The organism is Methyloglobulus morosus KoM1 (assembly GCF_000496735.2).
Taxonomy (GTDB): domain Bacteria; phylum Pseudomonadota; class Gammaproteobacteria; order Methylococcales; family Methylomonadaceae; genus Methyloglobulus; species Methyloglobulus morosus.
The window spans coordinates 1-24874 of sequence record NZ_AYLO01000089.1; the positions used below are offsets into that span (position 1 = coordinate 1).

Annotated in this window: 10 protein-coding genes; all 10 read left to right on the forward strand. The window is 39.9% G+C overall.

The genetic code is table 11. The features are described from left to right. The first annotated feature begins 764 nt into the window (after positions 1-764). The 10 genes from MGMO_RS11650 to MGMO_RS11695 all read left to right on the forward strand — a co-directional run bounded on the left by MGMO_RS11650 (position 765) and on the right by MGMO_RS11695 (position 24682). On the forward strand, positions 765-8387 hold the full coding sequence (locus tag MGMO_RS11650) for a SpvB/TcaC N-terminal domain-containing protein (RefSeq protein ID WP_023495252.1): 7623 nt from the start codon (positions 765-767) through the stop codon (positions 8385-8387). Between the two features lie 150 nt (positions 8388-8537). Beyond that, complete coding sequence (locus MGMO_RS11655) at positions 8538-9071, forward strand: REP-associated tyrosine transposase (RefSeq protein ID WP_023495253.1); 534 nt, start codon at positions 8538-8540, stop codon at positions 9069-9071. A gap of 84 nt (positions 9072-9155) precedes the next feature. Next, positions 9156-10049, forward strand: coding sequence for a hypothetical protein (locus MGMO_RS11660; protein WP_023495254.1), 894 nt, complete (start codon positions 9156-9158; stop codon positions 10047-10049). 30 nt (positions 10050-10079) lie between these two features. Beyond that, positions 10080-18524, forward strand: coding sequence for a Tc toxin subunit A-related protein (locus MGMO_RS11665; protein ID WP_023495255.1), 8445 nt, complete (start codon positions 10080-10082; stop codon positions 18522-18524). A 147-nt stretch (positions 18525-18671) separates the two neighbouring features. Then, the gene (locus tag MGMO_RS11670; protein ID WP_023495256.1) at positions 18672-19553 is read left to right on the forward strand and encodes a hypothetical protein; all 882 of its coding nucleotides are present in this window, start codon (positions 18672-18674) and stop codon (positions 19551-19553) included. 47 nt (positions 19554-19600) lie between these two features. Next, a complete protein-coding gene (locus MGMO_RS11675; protein ID WP_023495257.1) occupies positions 19601-20248 on the forward strand; it encodes a TIGR02594 family protein in 648 nt (215 codons plus the stop codon). Between the two features lie 79 nt (positions 20249-20327). Continuing rightward, on the forward strand, positions 20328-21080 hold the full coding sequence (locus MGMO_RS11680) for a glycoside hydrolase family 24 protein (protein ID WP_023495258.1): 753 nt from the start codon (positions 20328-20330) through the stop codon (positions 21078-21080). Continuing rightward, complete coding sequence (locus tag MGMO_RS11685) at positions 21077-21691, forward strand: ankyrin repeat domain-containing protein (RefSeq protein WP_023495259.1); 615 nt, start codon at positions 21077-21079, stop codon at positions 21689-21691. Before MGMO_RS11680 ends, MGMO_RS11685 begins: the two co-directional genes overlap by 4 nt. A gap of 184 nt (positions 21692-21875) precedes the next feature. After that, on the forward strand, positions 21876-23198 hold the full coding sequence (locus MGMO_RS11690) for a hypothetical protein (protein ID WP_023495260.1): 1323 nt from the start codon (positions 21876-21878) through the stop codon (positions 23196-23198). Between the two features lie 170 nt (positions 23199-23368). Then, a complete protein-coding gene (locus MGMO_RS11695) occupies positions 23369-24682 on the forward strand; it encodes a gamma-glutamylcyclotransferase family protein (RefSeq protein ID WP_023495261.1) in 1314 nt (437 codons plus the stop codon). Positions 24683-24874: the final 192 nt, after the last annotated feature.

Genomic DNA, 24874 nt, shown 5'->3' on the forward strand with positions numbered 1-24874 from the left:
ATGTCGTATCTCCTAACAGTGAAATGAATTTTTGTCGTAGGATTGAAAGTTTTACGGGGATATATTAGCAGAAACATAGGATGCTTACGATAAGACAATAACAAAGATAAAACAGTGATCGGCTAAAGTAGTATCGTTCCAGTTGTTGCCTAAAGTCGTCATGGATTTTGTTATCTTCTGGTTAGGTCAAGGAATTTAATAGCATCTCTCAAGATTTTAAGCCAGATGATTGCAACATCGTTATCTTCTTGATGTTGTAGAAAAAAAAGATTGACATTTTTCTAATTTCAGGAGCATAGTCAGAGTCGTTGTCAACAACTAAATACAAGCAACTCTATTGTTGGCATTGTTACCTATAGCTGGTTCAATCTAACTTAAAAAAAAGACCTGTATTAAAATCAGGCTATAAGTGGGGGGAGATGTCAGAAAATCGTGGGGAGGCAATAATCAGCTATGTCTTAAGGCTAGAGAAGGGTTGTGCCTCAAGCGGCGATTCCCTGAATTTTTTTCTAACCAAATCTCATAAAAATTCTACATTTCTTAGTTCATACCTCTGTCGCGCTCCCATTTTCAAGTCCTTTCAGAATTACTTTATTTCTATAAAGCGCTCGCACTTAATAATGACCCGATCATACGATCAACGACCGAAAAAGCTCTCTGATTTCAGGCTAGGTAGTATCCAGAGCTAATTAGCTAAGTCTCCAAAACTGTGTTTCCGCAAAACTGACACAGAAACCTTTTTACAGAAGGCAAAAAAAATAAAAATGAAAAAAGACGCGGAAAATCAAAAATCATCTACCCAATTCCTAAAGACGGATGGGGGCAAAACAAAATCCAATGCGATTGAAACGCCATCCATTGCTTTGCCAAAAGGTGGAGGTGCTATAAAAGGCATCGATGAGAAATTTTCAGTAAATGCAGTGAATGGCACTGCCTCATTCTCCATCCCCCTTCCTTTTTCACAAGCCCGAGGAGCTTCCCCTGCTTTAGCCTTATCTTACAACTCTGGATCAGGAAATAGTATTTTTGGATTGGGTTGGAATCTTAGTCTACCCTCCATAAAACGTAAAAGTGATAAAAGACTCCCGCAATATTTTGATGATGTAGATTCAGATATTTTTCTGTTTTCAGAAGCTGAGGACTTGGTTCCAGAGTTCAAAAAAGAATCTAACGGTAATTTTAGCAAGGATTCTGATGGTAATTACATCATCAAAGAAACAGACTCAGAAGACGGCATTTTTACCATACGCTTTTATAAACCCAGAATTGAGGGCTTATTTGCGCGGATAGAAAGGTGGTCACAAAAAACATCCACTGTAATTAAATGGCGGGTAATTACCAAAGAAAATGTAACTACTCTTTTCGGTTGGAGTGCGGAATCGAGAATAGCTGACCCTGACCCCAAAAATGCAAATAAAATCTATGAGTGGCTGCCAGAATTTGTTTTTGATGACAAAGGCAATTGCTCTCACTATATTTACAAAAAAGAAGACAACAAAGGGGTCAAAACTTTATTTTTGCACAACAAAAACCGCGTTGAAAATGGAGATATTACCTACACCAACCGCTATTTAGAAAAGGTACTTTACGGTAACAAAACGCCCTACAAAAGCTTTAGCGACCCTTACCCGATTTCTAGCGATTATTTGTTCCAGACAGTGTTTGATTATGGAGAGTACGATGCTAACGCACCATTTGCCATAATTAAGGATTGGGATTTTAGGCCAGATGCGTTTTCAGAATACAAATCCGGCTTTGAAATAAGAACCACAAGACTCTGCAAAAGGGTATTGCTGTACCATTATTTTAGTGAATTAACAGGCGGTTCTGCCTTAATTAAATCGCTGAATTTCGACTACGATACGTCCACTGAACAAGATTTTACTTTCTTGAAATCCATTACCGCGTTTGGGTATATTAAAAAGCCGGATGGTACATACACATCAAAAAATCTTCCTGCAACTGAATTCAATTATGAACCTCATGTTTGGGACAAGGAGGTTAATTCAATATCACAAGAGGATTTGGTGAATGATCCTGTTGGTTTGGATGAATTAGATTATCAGTTCACTGATTTATTCAACGAAGGACTATCTGGCATTTTAACGGAACAAGCTGGAGGTTGGTATTACAAATACAATCTAGGAAATGGTACGTTTGAACGGGCTAAATTGGTATCCCCAAAGCCTTCTTTTATGGGTCTAGGCTCACAATTGCAATTAATGGATTTGGATGCCGACGGTGGCAAACAATTGGTCAATCTAAATAATGAACCCAAAGGTTACTTTGAATTAGATGACGAAGAAGAATGGCAAGCATTTCGGACTTTTGAGCATATTCCCAATATCAATATGGTCGATCCAAACACCCGTATGCTTGATTTGAATGGTGATGGAAAGCCGGATGTTTTAATTACTGAAGACCAAGTTTTTACCTGGTACGAATCTCTCGGAAGGAAAGGTTTTAAAGCCGCACAAAGAACAGCGAAACCATTCGATGAAGAAGCCGGACCGCACCTTGTTTTTGCTGATGAGAAACAAACTATATTCCTGGCTGATATGTCAGGTGATGGTTTATCAGATATCGTCCGAATTCGTAATAGCGAGGTTTGTTATTGGCCTAATCTGGGTTATGGAAGATTTGGTAAAAAAATTGGAATGGATAATGCCCCTAATATTCACTATCCAGACGTATTCAATCCATCTTTTTTGCGTTTGGCAGACATAGATGGCTCTGGCACGACTGACATTATTTACCTGGGAAAGAATAAGTTCAGTTGCTGGAAAAACCTAAGTGGCAACGGTTTTAGCAAAATACCATTTGAAATAGACAGTTTTCCAGAAATACACAATCAGGCAAAAATTACGGTAACCGATCTATTAGCCAATGGCGTTGCTTGTATTGTTTGGTCTAGTCGGTTGGCTAAAGATACTCAATCGCCTTTGAAGTACATTGACCTAATGAAAAGTAAGAAACCGCACATCATGGTTTCTTATAAAAATAATCTGGGTAAAGAAGTTACCTTGGAATATACGCCTTCCACCAAGTTTTACATTGACGATAAACTTGCAGGCACACCTTGGGTTACCAAACTGCATTTTCCGGTACATTGCGTATCAAGAACTGAAATAAGGGACTTAATTACGGGCTATCACTTTGTTACAACTTATAAATACCATCATGGCTATTACGACCACGCAGAACGTGAGTTCAGGGGCTTTGGTATGGTGGAACAAACTGATACCGAAGATTTTGACAATTGGATAAAAGGTGATGCCACTAAAATTGTCGATAAAACCCTGCATCAAGAACCTGTCATCACTAAATCCTGGTTCCATACAGGTGCATTTTTAAGTAGGGAAAAAATTCTCAACCGATATGCCCACGAATATTGGTATGAGGAAATGCACCGCCAGGGTTTTTCGGTAGTTAACCATGAAACACCATTACCCGATGCTCGGTTGATTCTAGCACCAGGATTGGATGGATCTCTCATCGGCAGTCTTAGCTTTGAGGAATGGCAACAAGTCCTACGGGCATGTAAAGGCATGGGGCTACGCTCTGAATTGTTTGCCAAGGATGCTCCTGATGGTGCAACGCCTGAACAACGTCAGAAGGAATTAACCCCTTATTCTGTTGCGACACACAATTGCATGATTGAATTGCTGCAGCCTAAAGGTCAAAACCAACATGCCATTTTCGTGGTAAAAGAAAGCGAGGCAATTACCTACAGCTATGAGCGTAACACGGATGACCCGCGTATTGCCCATACCCTAAACATCAAGTTGGATGAACTCGGTAATGTCTTGGAATCTGCATCAGTCGTCTATCCTAGATTAAAAGCGGATGCTTCCTTGCCTACCGAAACCCAAGAGGCACAGAACAAAGCCCTGATTACGTATATCCAAAATAGTTTTACCAACGATATTGTTACCGACAAAGCCTATCGGCTGAGACTGCCGTCAGAGGTAAAAACATACGAGTTAAAAGGTATCGCCAAAACTAGCGCCTTATATTCAATCAAAGATTTTGAAGATACCCTAACCACAGCCGGCGAAGTGGAATACCATCAAATTGATAACAGCCCGCCACCAGGAGCGACGCAGAAAAGACTTATCGAACACGTTCGCACACTTTATCGCGGCAACAATCTCACTTCACCGTTGCCTCTGCATAGCATTGAATCCTTGGCATTACCGTTTGAAAGTTACCAATTGGCCTACACCCCGAGCCTGATTACCGATATTTTTGGAGTAAAGGTGGATGCTTCCCTGATGATGGAAGGCAAATTTACCGATAGCGGGGGTGATGGCAACTGGTGGATACGTTCGGGTACTACGCAATTTATGGAAAGCACGGAAAATTTAACCGATGCCCAAAACCATTTCTATGTACCCGTTTCTTATATCGATCCTTATGGCGCTAAAACCAAGGTCAAGTATTACAGCGACTACTTCCTGTTTATTGAAGAAACCGAAGATGCTATAGGTAATAAGCACAAAGTAGAATTGTTTAATTTCCGTACCTTGTCACCTAAAAGAATGAAAGATGCTAATGGCAATTTTTCAGAAGTCATGGTAGATGAACTGGGGATGGTCAAAGCATTGGCGGTGTTCGGCAAAGGCAATGAAGCCGATTACCTGAATGGCCTAAACGAATATAGCGATGATGCTCAAAATACTTTGGTTAATGATTTCTTCAATGCACCAGCATCCGATGTATTAGTTACGCATGGGAAAAACCTGTTGCAAAATGCTACCGCACGATTTGTCTATGACCTCGATGCTTATAAAAATTCTAAAAAGGAAAACCCTCAGCCAGTAGTCGTCGCATCAATTCTCCGAGAAGAACATTTTGAAGTAACCAACCAACTATCTTTCCAGCCTAATAATACCAATATCACAGATGTTCAAATCAGTTTTGAATATTCCGGCGGTCTTGGGCAAGTCGTGATGAAAAAGGCGCAAGCCGAACCAGGTCTCGCCAAGCAAGTCAAAGTTAATGAGATTGAAGGCACTTACTCCATTAAAGACGTGACTGACCCCAAACAATTGCGCTGGATTGGCAGTGGTAGGACGGTACTGAATAACAAAGGCAATGCTGTCAAGCAATACGAGCCGTACTTCTCGGTAACACACAAATATGAAACACTGAAAGAACTGGTTGAAACTGGCGTTACCCCCATCCTTTATTACGATGCGATGGGGCGGCTCATCAAAACCGAATTACCCGATGGCACGTTATCACGGACAAAATTTGATTCCTGGAAACAAGCCGTATATGACCCCAACGATACCATTTTAGAATCGACCTGGTATCAAAACCGCACTAATCATCTGATCGACCCCCAACTCATTAAAGCAGGCAAAGACCCCAACAGAGAAAAGATGGCTGCCGACAAAGCCGCCAAACATGCCAACACGCCCACGGTTCAGCATTTTGATACCTTGGGCAGGCCGGTTTTGTCGATTGACCATAATAAAAACCCAGCTAATGATGCCGATGAATTCTACCTGACCCGCGTCAACGTCGATATTGAAGGCAATCTACGCAAAGTCATCGATGCGCGTGGCAATGTCGTGATGCAATACAAGTACGACATGCTTGGCAATAAGGTTTACCAAAAGAGTATGGATGCCGGACAACGCTGGCTGCTGATTAATGTGATCGGCAATCCGCTCCGCACCTGGGACGAACGCAATCACGAATTTCAATATTTTTATGATGCGCTGCACCGCCCCACCCACAGTAAAGTCATCGGCGGTGATGGTGTTACCGCACTCAACAATTTCTTTGATAAGATTATTTACGGTGAAAGCTTGGTATTGCCAGATCGTTCTAATCTTGCAGAAATTCAGGGCTTAAACCTGCTGGGTCAAGTTTATCGCCATTACGATACTGGCGGATTGATAAAAACCCCAAAATACGACTTTAAAGGACAGCCTCCATCCACTACGCGTCAGTTATTTAAAGATTATAAAGGCGTACCCAACTGGACAGATGCAAATCTTTCGGTTGATCTGGAAACCGAAGAGTTCATCTTTAAAACCGAAACCGATGCCCTAGGACGAATCACTAAGCAAACCGCGCCGGATGGCAGTGTCATTACACCATCTTACAATGAAGCCGGATTACTGAATGCCGAAACCGTCAAACATGCAAATCTAGCTAGCCCCACTATTTATATAAAAAACATTGATTACAACGAAAAAGGCCAGCGCAATAAGATCATTTATGGCAACAATGTTATCAGCTTATTTACCTATGATAAGGAAACCTTCCGGCTTAACCGTTTAGAAACCAAACGGCAGAACAACGATCCGTTGCAGGATTGGCATTATACCTTTGACCCGGTGGGCAACATCACTCACATCGAAGATAAAAACATCCCGGTGGTGTTTTTTGATAACCAGAAAATCACCGGAGTTTCTACCTACGCTTATGATGCCCTGTATCGTTTGGCAGAAGCGACGGGCAGGGAAAACGACACACCGCTTGCGTTTGATAGCAAAGACAATTGGAATGATGCGTCTTACCTTAAGCAATTAAGCCCTGGTGACCCGATGGCGATGCGTAATTACACGCAAACCTTCAAATACGATTCAGTCGGCAATATTCAGCAAATGCGCCATCAGGCATCAGGTAACGCCTGGACACGGGATTACCAATATCAGGCTGCTAACAATCGTTTGAACAGCACCCAAATCGGTGCGAATACGTATTCTTATCCGCACCACGCGCAGCATGGTTTTATGACCTCCATGCCGCACCTGGAAGAGATGGGCTGGAACTTCAAAGAAGAATTGGTCAAGACCATCCGCCAACGGCGTACTGACGGTGGCACACCAGAAAGCACATATTACCAATATGACGGGCAAGGCCAACGTATCCGAAAGATTACCGAAAATACTGCCAATGCAGGTGATGAGCCAAGCAAAAAAGATGAACGTATTTATATTGACGGATTTGAAATTTATAAACAACACAGTGGCACGGATGCCGGACTGGAGCGCACCAGCCTAAGCCTGATGGACAAGCAACATCGCTTTGTGATGATAGACGCGGAAACCAAGCCCAGGGTGTTAATAGGCTTGACAATAGGGAAAACAAGCCCTGTGCAAACTGTACGTTATCAACTGCACAATCATTTGGGTTCGGCGGCGTTGGAGTTGGATGATTTAGCGCAGGTGATTAGTTATGAGGAATACCATCCCTACGGCACGACATCGTTTCAGGCAAAGAATGCGGGAATTAAGGCGGCGGCCAAGCGGTATCGGTATACGGGGATGGAGCGGGATGAGGAGAGCGGGTTGGAGTATCACTCGGCTAGGTATTATTTGCCTTGGTTGGGGAGGTGGGGGAGTTGTGATCCAATTGGAATAAAGGATTGTTTGAATTTATATTGTTACGTTAAAAATAATCCAAATATTAATAAAGATCCATCTGGGAACTTTGAAGAACCTGTACATGGAGCACTTACCTATCAATTAGCATTAGCTGCCGGTTTTTTGGAACGAGATGCTGCGCATATAGCGCTGGCAACTGCCGGAGTTGACCATAACAAGGCTACTGAACCTACAACCCTTCCTCACATATTGTCTGGTGTTACAAATGAGTATCACTTTTTACCATACCAGGAGGCATTGGATAAAGTAAATTCCAACATCAGTAAAGGGTCAGGTATGAACCTAACAAGCTTTGGAACAGCATTTCACACATTAGAAGACGTAGGATTTGCAGATGCGCCAGGTCCTCATAGAAGGGAGGTACCAGGCGTTTTCGGAATTTTTGGTCATTCCAGTTATACAACTTTCAAAGGAGGAATCAGCAGACCTTGGAATCACCTGGCTGACCAGGCTCCAAGTGATCCGGCAGCCAATAAAAAAGAATTTCAAAAACTGTATGCGCTTCTAAAGGATGCCTCCAAAGCTTACAATGGCTCGGATGTTAAGTTTGATGATGCCGCGGCAGAAAAAGCAATGAAAAAAGTTATTGCTGCAGATTCAAAGGAAAAGGTAAGCGCATTTGTAGATGATAAGCCCAGTGTTAATGGAACTAAGTTTCAATCATATGCAAACTGGGTGGATTATAATTCTACTGCAACAGATGATAAAAAGTTAATTCCAACAGTATGGACATCTGCTGAAATCGATTCTTCAATTGGCAGTTTTGATATATTGGCGCATATCGATATCAATCTTTTTCCAACTCAATTACCAACCTACCCTCCACCGCCAAACATATTTCAGGATAATGTTCCTTTGGGAAGACAATCACCACCATCAATAGGATGGGGTGGAAGTTTTGTGGTCCCTATTCAGGGGAACGGTCTCACACCTGATTTCAACAACTGGAGATTGGAGCTAGGGGCAGTTCGGGGAAATTAAGTCCGTAAGTCCGTAAGGCGGAAGCCGATAGGCGTTCCGCCACATGAGGCGCACGATTGGGGTTTGAATGTTTGACGTTGTTGATTGATTGGATATGGCGGATCACCCTATCGGGCATCCGCCCTACGATGATTGATACAAAGGATTGATATGCCGGATTATCGACGTTACCGGGTGCCGGGCGGAACATATTTTTTTACGGTGAATTTACTGGAAAGAAAAAAGGATTTATTGGTGCGGCATATTGACGATTTGCGCGAGGCGGTGCGGATGACCAAGCGTGAACGGCCTTTTCATATCGATGCTTGGGTGGTGTTGCCCGACCACATGCACACGGTGTGGACATTACCGCCTGGCGATGACGATTTTTCCAATCGCTGGAAGAGCATCAAGATTCGGTTTGTACAAAAGTTGCCGCGTACCGAACGGCGGTCAAAAGTAAGAATCGCTAAAGGTGAACGGGGCATCTGGCAAAGACGGTTCTGGGAACATGTGATCCGTGATGAAAACGACTATATGCGCCATGTGGATTACGTGCATTGGAATCCGATGAAACATGGCTTGGTACAAAAAGTAGCGGACTGGCCTTATTCCAGCTTTCATCGTTATGTGAGGGATGGAATCTATCCAGAAGATTGGGCGGGCGGTTTGGAATCCCAGTTGGACGTTATCGAACGAGAATGAAATACCCTTTAATAATATGAATCTATAACGGAAGTATAACAATAATTTGTATTGGATTAACCCTTCCCCATTAAGGAGGATACGATGGCCGAAATTAACGAAACTGTAAAATTAAACCCTAAAATCGACTTTTTTAAATTCGATTTACGCGCCGAAAAGCAACAAGAAAAATTTGCAGAAATTTTCAATAAACATAACGGCAATTGGTTTGATATTGAACGTGAATTAAAAGGTAAGGAAGGTTTTACCCCTACGGTCATCAGCAATCTGAAATTTACGCACAACTTGGCAGAGTGGAGCAATAACGATAAAGCTTTAATTACGGTTTTCCAAAAAGACAACCACATCAATTCCATGTGGGATATGGCGTTGAATTTGACCAAAACAGCATTCATCGAAAAAGTAAAAGCCGTTGCCCCAGCAAAAACAGAGGACGAGAGAAAAGCCTTTGCGATCAATTTGCACAGCCAACTATTCCACCTACAACCAACTGCCATGTTGGTAAATATGGTTAAAGACCCCGAAGTGCCGTTCTTTAACGATGCAGTTGGTGTCAATATAGCAAAGGTTCTGGAAAAGCAAAAGCAGGACGATTTCAACATTAAAATCAAGTCTATTTATGAAATTCTTAAAAAGGAAGACACACTTAAGGACATCCCCATCGAATCACACGAAGCAGTGACAACCCAACTTAAAAATTTACAACGTGTGGTTGCGGTAAGCCCGATACCTGATGCTGTGCCTGCGCTTTACAATGCGGGTTTTCTCGCGGCTTTTCATATTTCCGAAATGCCGCCAGCACAATTTAAGGCAATGATGGGCAATAAAGGATTGGACGACGATACCATCATGCAGATTCATAACCACTCCCAACAAGTACGCGCCAGAAACCAGCAAACAATAATGAGTTTAATGGAAGTAGAACGAGGCACGGGCATTGCCATGATTGATAAAGGCTTGGGCGGGTTCACCAAATAACAGCAAACAATAAAAAGCGGGAGAACGAATATGGCAGCATCACAATCAGCAGTAAGGGCAGAGTTAAATAAGGCCCTCATAAAACACAACCTATCCTGGGATTTATTGTTTGGCGATGCTGATATGTGCGAATGCGGCGAGTGTAACTCCGTATACAGCGCGGCGGCGTATTTTGTGGAGTTGCTAAACTATCTGCGAAACAATAATCTTGATCCTAACGCCCCAGGTACGATGGCCATTAGGAAGAATGACCGTTTTGACATTTCCAACACGCCACTCGAAAAGCTCTTTAACCGACGGCCCGACTTGGGTTGCCTGGAACTCACCTGCCAAAACACCAACACGCTGATCCCCTATGTAGACCTTGTGAATGAGGTCATGGAAAACTATGTGGCATTTCAACACCTCAAACCCTTTAATGTGGACGATGAAACCAGCGGCGAACTTTTAGCCGAACCACAGCATACCGAATATCAAGCCTACTGCATCCTTAAAAAAGAAGTTTACCCCTTCACTTTGCCTTATCACCAGCCGATTGATGCGGCGCGAATTTACCTAAAATTTCTGGACACCAGCCGTTATGAGTTGATTGATACTTTCAGGAAAAATAATGCAGGCGATGATGCTGAACTAACCCGTTTAAAAGATGAAGTGTTGGACAGGGCGGCTGATGCTGAATTTTTGGAGATGACCAAGGAAGAATATGTGATTCTTACCAAAGAATGCTTTGAAAGCATAGCGTTGATTAGAATACAGAAAAATGATCCGTCGCTTAGCAAAACAGACTATGAAAGCCTAATTGGTGTTAAATCCGTTCATAAATATTACGGCTACGATGATGATGCCACGATGCGTGGAGACAATGGGTTAACACTTATTAAAAAGGAGTTTCTGCGGCGCACCGGAATCGACTATTACAATCTGGTCGATTTATTGCTAACTGAAACGATCAACCCTTGTATGCCAAAGGGAAGAGCGAAAACGATCATGGAAAGTCTGCGTTTTAGCTATCGGTTTTTGCAGAACATCCTTAAAGCGTTCGGTAATGACATCGATAAGATGGCGAAATTTTTGGTTGGATTGGAAAAATCTACCGATGCTTGGATTATTTACCTCGCAGCACTAAAAGAACAAATTAATCTTTTGCTTAACAGAAAAAATTTGATTTGTGATTCAACACAAAGAATGGAGCATACTGAGAAAGACATCATCTGCTGGGTGAAATGCTATTTTGAAAAAATTGGCCAGATGATTGTGATTGAGAGCGGAACGGGGTGTGTAAATGGTGGAGTTTATAAGTTTATTGATGCCAGAATAGTAAAAGCAGAAGGGGTTATTACTAGAAAAGAATTTACTGTTAAGGATTGTAAAATCTATTCTGAACCTCTACGAAGTTCACCTGTAGAAATTGGAAGTATTGATAAAAAAACCGGCGAAGTTAAGTTCAATAGTGCACAGCAAGAATTTAATGCTAGTTATGCCTTTACTGGCGACAGGGGCGAGAAAGGGATATTCTTGGATATTAACCATGTCTTGTATTTGGTTATTGTCGAACAAAAAGATAGTTGCGACCTTGATAACGCCTTGTTGCAACATTTAGATGGGTCACCATTAACCGTTGAGGAATACGACCGTATTCATCGCTTTCTCCGCCTATGGCGTAAGTTAGGTTGGACGATTGATGAAATCGATAAGGCTATCATCGGTCTTAGTGTGCAACAAACCCAACCTATCCCAGGCACAAACACGACTAACGAAACTATCTGCGATGATAGTGCAGAAGACTGCACTGATACCAAAAGTGATTGTGAGGACTGTGCAGAAGATATTAGTAAAGTTAATTTCGACATTAATCCACATCTTATTCACCAGCTTGTCGCCGTAAAAAAACTGTTGGACTTAACAGGGCTGGAAGTCATTAAGCTGCTCAGCTTTTGGAAGGAAATTAGCACTAGCGGGACAAAATCGTTATATCAACGAATATTTCTAACCCATAACTTATTGGGGATTGATAAGGTCTTTAAGGCGGATGAAAAGGGCAATTACCTGACTGGTGATGTCAAGTTACGTGACCATCTACCCGTTGTAATGGCGGCATTCAATCTTTCTGCTGATGATATTGAAACCATCATGATAGAAAGTGGGATGGAGGATAAGTTAAATCTGGAAAACTTGTCTGTTTTTTATCGTTACCGCTTATTGGCGAAAATATTAAGCATACGAATCCCTGCCTTTGTCAGCGTCTATCATTTGTTTGACGATATTTTTCTTGATGCCCATTTAACTTTAGCGTTCATAGAACGCTGGGCAAAGATGGAAGAAGCAGGATTTACCTATCAGCAAATGAATTACATCATCAAAGATAAAGACGATGAGAAGAAACCATTTGCCCCAACACAAAGGGACGTTTTGCAGTTAAGCAAAACTTTGTTTGATGGTTTGAATGCCATAGACGAAGCGCATAAAGATTTAACAGCCGATCCAACCATTGCCGAAGAAAAGCTAAAAATAATCAACATTCAGGAGCAAGCAAACACTGCTGTGGTAAGAGCCAAAGCCAGCTTACTTTTTGAAACCGATATAGTTGAAAAAATTGTCGGCTTCTTGGAAGGCACCAACGTCTTCATAACAACCGTACCTCAAAACTTAGTCCTTACAATGTTATCGGACACTTCAAAATTAAAGGCGAAGCTGAAACACGATATGACCCTTGGCTCTGTCCAAGTTACTGGTATTTTAACTGCATCTGAAATAGATGAATACCAAGCACTCTCGAATGATTCCCAATGGAAAAAATCGGTTAAATTTATACAAAAACAACAAGATAAATTATTTAAAGAACTACTATTGGGAATATTTGAAAACGAAAAAACTAAAACTGCGGATCAGATAAAACATTTAAAAGAAATTATCAAAGCAGGCGACATCACTGTTCCACTGAATAAAATTCCCGATGGACAATCAGACCCCAATACCGCGCCTCCAAAACGCGTTGCATTCTTGGAAATCTTTTTACCTTATTTGCGCCAACAATTAACTCACCGTTTCGTTATTGATACCCTGGCAAATTTTGCTGCAATCGAACCCAATGTTACTGATCTTTTGGTGTCGGATATTTTGAAGCTGGAAACATCCTCTGACCCCATCTACAGTATTTTTGAAAATATTAAAGACAGCAAGATACCGTCCGAAAATAATTGGAAGGGATATTTAATACCCTCTGCTGATGCAATCTTTACCTTTGTAATAAAAAACAGCATTGAGCAACCAACAATAAGCCTTGATGGTATTGATTTGAATCCTAAGTCTCAAGGAGACCAAAACGATAAAGATGACCCTGACAATCTGGAATGGTGGAGTGATGCAAAACCATTGCAGGCTGGAAAATTATATAAACTGGCTACGACAGGTGTAGAACTAAAAAATATTTTCTGGAAAACACCTGCTTCTGCTATCACTGCAATTCCGTCGTCTGCATTGATCCCTGATTTTGCTTCCACGCAATGTAAGCCCGCATTGATTGCTTTAAAAAAAGCAGCGATGTTTGTATCCGGTTTTAATTTAAGTGCTGATGAGATTAAATTTTTAAACGATAACAATATCAATTTTGACAAACTAGATTTCAATGCGTTAACTCTGCCCCACTGGTTAAGGTTAGAAGCCTATACCCGTTTGCGAAATTCCTTACCTCAAACCCAATTCAACATACTAGATTTTTGGGGTTGGACTTTTAAGAAAGAGTCAGATGTAACGCAACTCAGTAATAAAATTTATGATCTGACTACCTGGAAACAGGAACGAATCGAGAAATTGATGGCAGCCGATCATTTCAATATTGGTACATTGGCTGATTACCGTAACGAGATAAATTTGCTCAAACTGCAAGAAGCCTTGAAAGTAGCAGATAAAATCGGTATGGACATAGGACTGCTATTTAATTGGGCTATTCCAACTTCTCAATTCAATAAATCCCGAAAAATAGCCGACAGTATAAAGCATGCTATTCGGGCTAAATACAACCAAACCGACTGGGAACAAGTCGTTAAACCACTGCATGACCAACTCAGGAATCATCAGAGAGATGCGTTGACTGCCTATTTATTGCAGCAAAAAAAGTTGATCGAATGGAACGTTACCGATGCAGACGGTTTGTTTGAATACTTCCTGATAGATGTACAAATGGATGCCTGCATGGAAACCTCGCGCATAAAGCAGGCGTTATCTTCCGTGCAACTCTATGTGCAACGCTGTTTCTTGGGACTAGAATCAAAAATTGATGACAAGGGAAAAGAGCTAGGCGTAGCCAATAATATTTTGGATAGAAATCGTTGGGATTGGATGCAGCGATACCGGGTGTGGGAAGCAAACCGAAAAGTATTCCTCTATCCAGAAAACTGGATCGAAAGTAGTCTCCGTGATGATAAAAGTCCTTTTTTTAAAGAGCTTGAGAGCGAGTTATTGCAGAAGGACATCAATAAACAAAACGTCACAGATGCCTTGAAATCTTATCTATATAAAGTAGATGAAGTGGCGAATATGGAGGTTGTTGGGCTATACATTGAAGGCACCATAAAATCGAAAGTTGGAGGTAAAATTCAATGGGATAAAAAAAATCCCAAGTTACATGTTTTCTCCCGGACTCGAAACGCACCTTACTTTTTCTACTACCGCTATCTTGCACTGGATGAAATGAACTGGTATCCCTGGGAAAAGATGCAGATAGACATTCCTAGTTACGATGTAGTCAATCAAACAACTCAAGAGGTATCAGACAATGGATGTTATCTAACTCCGGTGGTTTGGAACGAACGATTACTGATCTTTTTTCCGCAAATAATAAAAAAAACAAAACCTGCGGAAGTCAAAAAAATATTGAACGATCCTAACGATCCTAGTAAAGGTACTCATGATGCAACCATAAGAGAAATGGCAGATCAGCCTCCAGAGAGTAACCAACCGATTAATTACTATGAGATTAAAATGGCCTGGAGTGAGTATAGAAATGGGAAATGGACGCAAAAGCAACTTTCAAACAATGTACTAATTTTTGGGTTAACGCCAAAAAGAAGAATAGACCAGTTAATTTTTATTCCAGAAATATCAGACAAAAGCATAACTATCCATATTGAAGACCAAGATGACAGTGATTTACATACTTTCTTAGGATTTACTTTTTCTGGGAGCTTTTTTAACGATGATAATCAGACAGCTAGTACGTATGATTTACCTACAAGTGTTAGTTCAGAATTTGGGACTGGGGCAACCGTATTTCAAAAATTTTCAACAAAATCAAAAATCCAATCGCTACAGTTGACTAACAGTGGATGGGGAAATGATGATGCTGTTTTTACCGTAGAAAGTAATAAAGTTTCAATAAATTATTCAAATGCTAATATTAATTCATTGAATTTTTATCATCCTTATACGCATGATCTGCTTGGCATAGTCAATTTAACTGGCGATTTGAAGGAGTTTTTTGGATTTAACTTGAATTCAACGAAGATTCCTGATGGAGCTATGACCGGCGATGCCTTTGGCCTATTTGATCCTGATAATAACTCTTTGACAATAAATAGTATTTATCATGAGTTAAAACGCCCATATTCACTTTACAACTGGGAACTTTTTTTTCATACACCCATACTATTGGCCGACTCATTAAGCAAAGCGCAGCAATATGAAGAAGCAATGAAGTGGTTTCACTATGTGTTTAACCCCATTGCCGATGGAAAAGATCTAACAAAAGAAAAAATTGATAAACGTTTTTGGCAGTTCAAGCCGTTCAGGGAAACTAATAGCCAACGGATTTTAGACAGCATTTTTAATAATCTCACACCTAATGCGAGCGATGACGCTATTAACGAGTGGCGGAATAAACCCTTTATGCCCCATGTTGTAGCTCGCAGCAGACCCGCCGCTTATATGAAGTGGGTGGTAATGAAATACATCGACAACCTCCTTGCGTGGGGTGATTACCTATTCCGTCAGGATACGATTGAGACACTGAATCAGGCCACCCAGCTCTATGTATTGGCAGGACATATTCTTGGTCCTAAGCCAATGATGATACCCAAACGGGGTAAAATAAAACCACAAACCTACTTTGGTTTATTGGATAAATGGGATGCTTTCGGGAATGCGATGGTGGAACTGGAGTTAGTAGCCCCGTTTAGCAATCAAACCCCTCTGCCTGTTGGGGTTGTCAACAGTGAAATCGCCCATGCTAATATCTTTGGCATCGCTTCATCGCTCTATTTTTGCATTCCGAATAATCCAAAACTCATGGGTTACTGGGATACATTAGCCGACAGATTATATAAAATCCGCCACTGTCTTAATATCGAAGGGATTTTTCGAAAACTGCCTTTATTTGAGCCGCCGATTGATCCGGCTTTGTTAGTTAAAGCGGCGGCACAAGGTTTAAGTATCGCTTCTTTATTGAATGACCTCAATACGCCCATGCCGAATTATCGGTTCTATTACTTACTCCAAAAAGCACTGGAATTATGCAATGAATTGAAATCTTTGGGCGGAGCCATGCTTTCTGCCATAGAGAAAAAGGATAATGAATCCATCGCCCTTATTCGCGCAAAACATGAAGGCGTTATGCAGAATTTGATGATGGAGATCAAAACAAAACAATTGGAAGAAGCACAAAAAAATATTGAAAGCCTCCTTCAAAACCGAAAGACGCCAGAAGCACGGATGAAATACTATCTGAAGCTAAGTGGTCTGGATGATAGTTTAGTGCCTGTTGATACAACTGAATTCAATGGGATACCTAATGATATTGTTACAGTTGATGGGGATAGCGGATTAAAACTGATATCTTTTGAAAAAGAGGATTTAGAAAAGGCAAGCGAGGCACAGGAATGGCAAAGAGGAATAGGGATTATTGAAACATTAGCAAGTATTCTTCATATAATTCCAGTAGCTAGTGCAGATGTAAAGCCTATAGGTATTGGTGCAGGTGTGGCAATTCACGGACAGATGTTTGGTAATGCTGCACAAGCCGTAGCAAGAGGTCTTCAAGTACACGCAAGTGATCTTTCTTTTGCAAGTACAAGCGCAGGCAAGAAAGGTGGCTTTACCCGCGCCCTGCAAGAACGTATTTTCCAAGCCAATGCTGCCGGTTATGAGCTAAAGCAAATCGACAAGCAAATTACTGCACAGGAGATACGTATCAATATCGCCAATAAGGAAATTTCGAATCAACAAAAAGCGATAGACAATGCAAATGATGTAGAAGAGTTTTTAAAGGACAAATTTTCTAATGAAGAGTTATATTCCTGGATGAGGGGTTATTTAAAAACTCTCTATCATCAAGTTTATAGCGTTGCTTATGAACTTGCTAAAAAAGCAGAAAGAACCTATTGCTTTGAAAGGGGATTAACCAGCGCTGCATTTATCCAATCTGGGTATTTTGATGCTGGCAGGGAGGGTTTGCTAGCGGGTGAACAGCTTTATGTGGGGCTAAAGCAACTCGAAGCTGCTTACCAAAATGAACGCGGCTATGATTACGAAATTACCAAACATCTCTCGTTAAGCCAGATCAATCCTTTGGCTGTGATACAGCTCAAGCAAACAGGTAAATGTGAGTTTGTATTGCCGGAAGTATTATTCGACATGGATTATCCGGGTCATTACAAACGCCGCATAAAATCGCTATCGGTTTCAATTCCATGTATTGTGGGTCCGTATACAAGCATCAACGCCACGCTTACCCTTTTGGAAAATAAATTCCGAAATACGGCAATTGGCGGTAATGCTTACGTAGAAAAAACTGAAGAGTCGGATGAGCGGTTTAGCACTTACATCATTCCGATTGATGCTATAGCAGCCAGCACTGCCCAAAATGATAGCGGCATGTTTGAACTTAACTTTAAAGACGAAAGATATTTACCGTTTGAAGGCGCAGGGGTTATTAGTAAATGGCGTTTGGAATTGCCACCTAAGTACAGGCAGTTTGATTACCAATCCATTTCCGATGTTATTTTTCATCTGAAATATACATCAAGTGAAGGTGGGGAGCGGCTTAAATCCGCAGCCACAAGCTCCTTATCAAAATTGTTTGATAATATTGAACAAGAACTAAATGAAACGGGCTTACATGTAGCCTTGAGCCTGAAACATGATTTACCGAATGAATGGAACTTACTTACAAGAAAAGACGGTGACGGTTCGGTGAAATTAACAATAGGCAAATCCAGATTGCCTTATCTGGCGCAATTTTTACCAACTACAAAGATTGAGGATGTTATGTTCTTTACCCAAGTCAAGGACAATCCACCTTCCTATTCCATTAACATTGACGATAACGCTACTCCTTTAACAAAAATTGATGAAGAATGGAAATTATTACGTAGTGAAAAAAATGAAGATATAACGCTTGATTCTGAATTTAAATTATCAGTTAATCCGCCTGATTTAAAGAGTCTTGAAGAATTAGTGCTGTTGGTGAAATATAGTTTCTAAACTACTACTGAGTAAGAACTTGTAACTATTTATTAAATCCTCCATCTCTAAGGGTAGCGGAGTAAGAATACGCACTTCATTTAAGGTTTTAAATCTGTTGTGCATTTTTACTTATCATAATCAATTACATTTAACGAGGTCTATTCTATGAATAAGGAATCAACAATCATGAAGTATTCTAGATGGTTGGCTTACCTATTATGTCAATGCCTTATGCTTGAATACATGACTGGCTGCGCATCGTTTAGTGGCTATCCAGATCGATTAATCCCTCAAAGTGAAGCCCTTGAAGAAATAAAGCCTACCCTCACTCGAATACAAGTAGAGTCCTGTATGGGATCTGAAACCATAACATGCCGAAATAAGATTATTGCAGCGGGAATGTTAGGTATTGATATCAACTTTTCAGAGTTTGAAAAAAAATTATTCCAAGAAAATCGAGAAGCGTCTTTTCTAACAACAATAACTACATTAGGACTTACCACCGCTGGTGCGATGACTGGTACAGCAGTATTGTCTGCTATATCAACTGGTTTGATTGGCGCAAAATCGGCATTTGATAGTCAAGTGCTGTTAGATCGGGCGATTTTAGCCATTCACACCCAAATGAGAGCACAAAGAGACGTTGCTGCTGTTCGATTGCGGGGTGGAATGCAACAAGATATAGCAAGCTATCCATTGGCCTTGGCAATCACCGATATTGAAGCCTACTACAATGCTGGCACATTGCTAAGTGCCTTTGTCGGAATTACGGAATCAGCAGGTGTAAAGGCAAACATAGCCAGTAAAAATTTAGAAAATGTCATAACGTCTCGCTTCACTGAAACTAGAACTAGTTTAATTTTGGAGCGCTGGTTGTTTGATCCCAATGGGGAAGTTAATAGTGATCATGTGAAACAAATGGATACGTGGTTGAAAAAAAATAATATTGGGATGCACTCTAGCATGTTTATGAATAGCGATGACCCAAAAATGGAGATTGAAAGGCAACGGGCTATTCAAGATCCAGAGCTGAAAATTCCACATTAAGCAGTCAAATAATTGTTACTTTAAAATATAAATTATGAGGTGTGCAAATGAGTACAATCGAAGAAGAAACCGATATCCCAAAACAAAAAATCAACGGCAAGGTAGCTATAGCTCAAGCTAGCGGCGGGATTGTTTCAGTTGTGCCACAAGCCAACGGTAAATTCACGTTAAGAGCAATTTTTTTTGACGCGTCTGAAAATATTGCTACAAAGCCTCCATCTACAGTTAAAGATGTTACGGACAAAGGAATGACTATTAGTGATGCTCCTTGGTTTGAACAGGCTAAGGAAGAACTGGCACGTGATGTTAGGGAAATAAAAGGTGCTAAACAAAACCCCAGAATCCTTGAGTATCATAAAAGCACCGACGACTTAGACGAAATAGATGCCAGTAAAGATGAAATAGCTTGGTGTTCTTCATTTGTCAATTTCTGTATGCAGCAGGTTGGAGTTGAGCGAACAAAATCAGCCTTAGCAAAATCTTGGCTAAAGTGGGGGCAAGAGCTTGATATACCAAGAAAAGGTTGTGTGGTTGTGTTTGAGCGTCCTTCAGGTGGGCCAAATGCTGGGCACGTCGGTTTTTTTGTTGCTGAAGACGGTAGCAATATAGAACTTCTTGGAGGCAATCAGGGCGACAGAATTAGCATATCACCTCAGAAGAAAAGTCGAAAACTATCATACCGCTGGCCTATTTAAACAACTAGAAACACTAAAATAAAGATTCTTCAACTGGAAAAGTTATTGAAATAATATTTGAAAAAGGAGTTATTAAAACATGACGACTACAGAAATAGAGCGCGATGTACCAAGTAATAAGGTTGATAATAAAATAGCACTGAACAAAGCAAGTGGTGCGAAATCGATCGAAAAAATTCTTCAACCTGATGGAAATTTTACCATCATAGCAATATTTGATGACCCTTCTTCGAAAAAAGAGCCAACATCCACCCGAAAACAGCTAAGTTTACCAACTGTGGAATCTACTGGCTCCACAACTAACAGTAAAACAGGGGATGACTCAATATCATCTTCATCCACGGCTGAAGAATTAGTGCTACATCAGAAAATTAAAGCCATGCTGGAGGTATTAGCTTTTACTGAGGGCACTGGTAACGACTATGGAAAAATAGTTGAAGGTACTGTGATCAGTTCACCCCTTCATCCAGAACTTGTAGGTAAGAAGAACGTTTCAGTTACCGATCTTAGCCAACATCCGAACATTTTGGTTCAAGTGAATGCAAATCTCAAAAGTTCGGCTGCGGGGCGTTACCAGTTCCTTAAAAAAACATGGGATAAACTTGAAATGCCCGATTTTCAGCCAAAAAGCCAAGATATTGCAGCGGTCAAATTGATGAAAAAACGAAAAATGATTCAGCCGTTGTTATCTGGTGATCTGCATTCGGCCGTGTTTAGGGGTTCACAGGAATGGGCTAGCTTACCTACACAAAGTGGTGGTAGCTTTTTCGGTGGACAACCAGCGCGAACCTTATCTGAAATTGAAACGAAATATAAATCATCCTTGGCATGATAAGAATACTTGTCACAGTTAGAATGTTTCGGGTTTTTTTTACAGTGTTGTTTTTAGTTTCCCTGCTCGGTTGTCATTTCACTTCTGGACGTAGTGAAATAAGTTACGATCAGAACGAAGCACTACTAGAAGCAGTTGAAGCTGATAACTTGGAAATGGCAATTACCCTGTTAGATAAGGGTGCGGATCCCAATGCTAAGAGAAGTGAGGGGTCAAACTTGACAGTGCTTATGTTAGCAGCTAGAAATGGAAATTCACGCTTAGTTAAGGAATTGCTTACAGATGGATCTGATCCAAACATAACAGCAGCGGTTGCGGTAGGCGTGAGCCATGTTAATGAGGGTATTACGGCACTTATGTTGTCTGCAGCGAGCGGCGATGCAAAAACTATGCAGATACTACTCAATTATGGAGCAAACGCTCTGGTTAAAGATTCCACAGGGAATACGCTATTACATTACGCAGTAGAAAAACAAGGAGCAATAGATGTGGTTCGGCTCGCATTAGCGCATGGAGTGGATCGAAATGCGAAAAACGCGCAAGGCCAGACAGCACTTGATAAAGCTAAAGCCGCTGGTAACTATGAGATTATTTCTGAATTGATGTATTGATTTATGGTTTGATTACTTAATGCTGGGCAATTTGATCATGAAAGTTTAATTTATCTCTTTGTAGAAATGTGGAGCAGCTATAGATAACCGCGAACCGAAAAATTCTATAGAAATTAAGTTCAGATATATGTTTTTAAATATTTTCAGGAAATAGTCTTTCCTTTATGAAATGGAGAATATGTATATGTTACGCTGTGTTTTGACCATATTTATTGCTGTCTTACTTTCCTCAAATGCCTATTCTGATCAAAGTAGCTGTGATGATTCTATACCAATGCCAACGGCAACCTATAAGACCTTCCTTGATTCTTACAAAGCAGAATATTCCAAGCTAAAAGAAGAATCTAATAATTGGCAAAAAATAGCCGATCTGCTTTTTAATCTCACTCTATTTGTGACAATTCTTGGCGCAACAGTATCAGTATTACAATCCATGCCAGATACTTCATGGAAAAAATGGTTAGTTGCAATAATTGGAATATTAATAGCAATCACTACCTATTTTAAAGATACTTTACCTGATGGTTCATTCAAAACATTTCAACAGGCTAAAAGTAAGTCAAAAGTCATTGAAGGCGAGATTGATCAGGGATTTATGCTTGCCAATACAGAAGGGATAACAACAGATGATCTTAAGGTATATATCAGACATATTTGTGTAAAAGTCAAAGCTCTGCAAGACTTAAATTCAACACATTCCTCTGATATTCCGCATCTTTTTGATTATTTTATAAAAACAGCAAAGGCATCTCCTGACTTTCCCGATTGGGTTCTTGCGCCACAACAACAAGGTTGGATTGTATCTAAAGGGGAAGGATTATCAATAAGCGAGGCAAAAAAAAATGCTGAACGAGATGGTACTATTAAAATTTCTAACGCCATAAGAATTTTACTAGATAAGTCTTTTTCAAAGCCTATTTATAAATCTCTAGGAGAGAATATACAGAACTCATTTGTAAAAATGATCGAAGAAAAAGATGTCTTTTTCGACACCAATAAACCCTCAATTACATACTGGATTTTGTATCGCTTCGATGAGAAAATGATTAGTGGACTCCTGAATGGAATTACTTTCCCATTATCGATATTTTCGACAGATTTAATTGCTAACAAAAATGAAACTCTAAAAAATAAGCTTGCTGAATTTGGATTTATCGTTTCTATTAGCCCTGCGCCAAGAGGCCGTTCAAGCGAAACGAATGCAATATTTGTTGGCGAAGGCGTACCAATAAACGCAATTAAAGAAGCAGTTCGAATTTTGTTAGAGCAGGACATCCCGCTTAAGGCAATTGTATATCCCTGGAACTTTCAAAATAGCAAATTACCTGAAATTCAAAAAATTAATCATTTACAAATCGGTGGGTCTTTGATTTTTGAACAATTACCAAAACTCAAACAAAATGATTTCGATAAACTCAAAGAAATTACATCTCAAAACGAAATGATAGAATTTTCCAGGGAAAGTACAGAAAAACTAAAAGCTGCTTTTGGTTTAAAACACTATTAAAATAATGAGTTAAATAGCTTAATTACTCTTAACTAACGATTTCGATAAAATTATTAAAAATCTTTTACCCAAAAATTTATATGATTTTCCTTTTTTAATAAACAATTGGTAAATCTAAAACACTAATTTCCGCATTTTATAGTGGTTAACTCTTATTTGGAGACTTAAATATGAATATAACAGATACGGTTTTTTCATTTGTAACAAATAATAAATCTTTAAGCACAACATTCTTACTTTTATTTATTTCACTATGTTTTTATTTGGAGTTTTATAGCTGGTATTTGATAGTTTTAATTTTGTCTTATTTAATTGCTTTTGGTGTTGACCAACAGATGTATTTCTATGTCTTTGCTTTAGGTATGTTAACAGCTTTTGCTGAAATTATTGGAAAGTTTCGGGATGAACCAATTAAGACGCTAAAATCTTGTTACGCTGTTTGTTATCATGTTTTTAATGGTCTAATTGCGGTATTCGCCTTAAAGTTGATGATTGTCAATGGTGTTCAACATTCAACCGAATTAGACAGAATAAAAATTATTCTAATTGCTGGATTAGGCTCTATGCTGATTATGCGTTCCAAATTATTCAACATAAAAGTTGGTGATAAGGATATTGCAGTTGGTCCTGACCAAATCATGACAGTTTTTCTAGATTTTATGGAAACTTCAATAGACAGAGTTCGATCTTTATCGAGGTTACGCTTTGTAACTGAAAAACTTAAAGATATAGATTATGATAAAGTTTCTAAACACTGTGAAGCACTCTTAAACGCTTCTCAAGGCAATAAAGATGTTTTAAAAGAAATTAATGAAGAAATTGATAAATTGAACAAAGATAAAGATTATTCCACACAACAAAAATCATTCTTGCTGGGGTTTAGTCTTTTAAAAATGGGGGAAAATTTTGTTTCTGCAATATTTGATAAAGCTCCATCTGAATGGAAATTCCGAGCCCCAATAAAGGAAGAAACATCAATAACAGCAGAGCTAGCATCTATGTTTCAATCTAAGGAAGTTGAATGCATGGCTTATAGTTCTATGATGTGTGGCAAAGAATTTCGTTTAAGGTTGGGCTGGCAAAACCTAGAAGAAACAAAATTTAGGCAACAAGTTAATCCCGTGAAGTGCACCCTCAAAGGGTTCGAATTGGTTTTCAACAAACCCATTGAGAACGATACAATTCACGGCCATGCTAATATTGTCTCGGTAGAAAATGGAATAGTCGAGGGTGTCGTATATAAATTAGATAGGTCAGCCTTGGATTATCTCGATAAAGAGGAAATTGGTTATATCCGTAAAGAATTAACTGTAACAAATGCAGAGAATAAAGAGATTAAGATTCAAGTATATATAGCAGAATCAACTCGCGAAGGTCTAAAGCCTTCAAAAGATTATTTAGATAAAATTTTGGATGGCGCAAGAGAGCATCAATTGAGCCAAGAATACATTACCAAAATTGAAAAAATTGAATCACTATCTTAAACTGATGAATTGTTTAAATTGTGCGACTCAGAACTTCGGGGAACGAGGATTTTACCTACCAAGTTTACTTTTTAACATTTCATAAGGTGTTTTTCCATGATGAGCAGAGTGTGTGCAGGTCTGGGAAAATCGGGAACAGGCTATATTTTGACATCCTTTTCCCAAAATTTATAGAAATAACCCCTATTTTGA

Excerpts from the sequence above, each read along its gene's own strand:
- MGMO_RS11650 (WP_023495252.1), top strand. The coding sequence starts at position 765 with ATGAAAAAAGACGCGGAAAATCAAAAATCATCTACCCAATTCCTAAAG.
- MGMO_RS11655 (WP_023495253.1), top strand. The coding sequence starts at position 8,538 with ATGCCGGATTATCGACGTTACCGGGTGCCGGGCGGAACATATTTTTTT.
- MGMO_RS11660 (WP_023495254.1), top strand. The coding sequence starts at position 9,156 with ATGGCCGAAATTAACGAAACTGTAAAATTAAACCCTAAAATCGACTTT.
- MGMO_RS11665 (WP_023495255.1), top strand. The coding sequence starts at position 10,080 with ATGGCAGCATCACAATCAGCAGTAAGGGCAGAGTTAAATAAGGCCCTC.
- MGMO_RS11670 (WP_023495256.1), top strand. The coding sequence starts at position 18,672 with ATGAATAAGGAATCAACAATCATGAAGTATTCTAGATGGTTGGCTTAC.
- MGMO_RS11675 (WP_023495257.1), top strand. The coding sequence starts at position 19,601 with ATGAGTACAATCGAAGAAGAAACCGATATCCCAAAACAAAAAATCAAC.
- MGMO_RS11680 (WP_023495258.1), top strand. The coding sequence starts at position 20,328 with ATGACGACTACAGAAATAGAGCGCGATGTACCAAGTAATAAGGTTGAT.
- MGMO_RS11685 (WP_023495259.1), top strand. The coding sequence starts at position 21,077 with ATGATAAGAATACTTGTCACAGTTAGAATGTTTCGGGTTTTTTTTACA.
- MGMO_RS11690 (WP_023495260.1), top strand. The coding sequence starts at position 21,876 with ATGTTACGCTGTGTTTTGACCATATTTATTGCTGTCTTACTTTCCTCA.
- MGMO_RS11695 (WP_023495261.1), top strand. The coding sequence starts at position 23,369 with ATGAATATAACAGATACGGTTTTTTCATTTGTAACAAATAATAAATCT.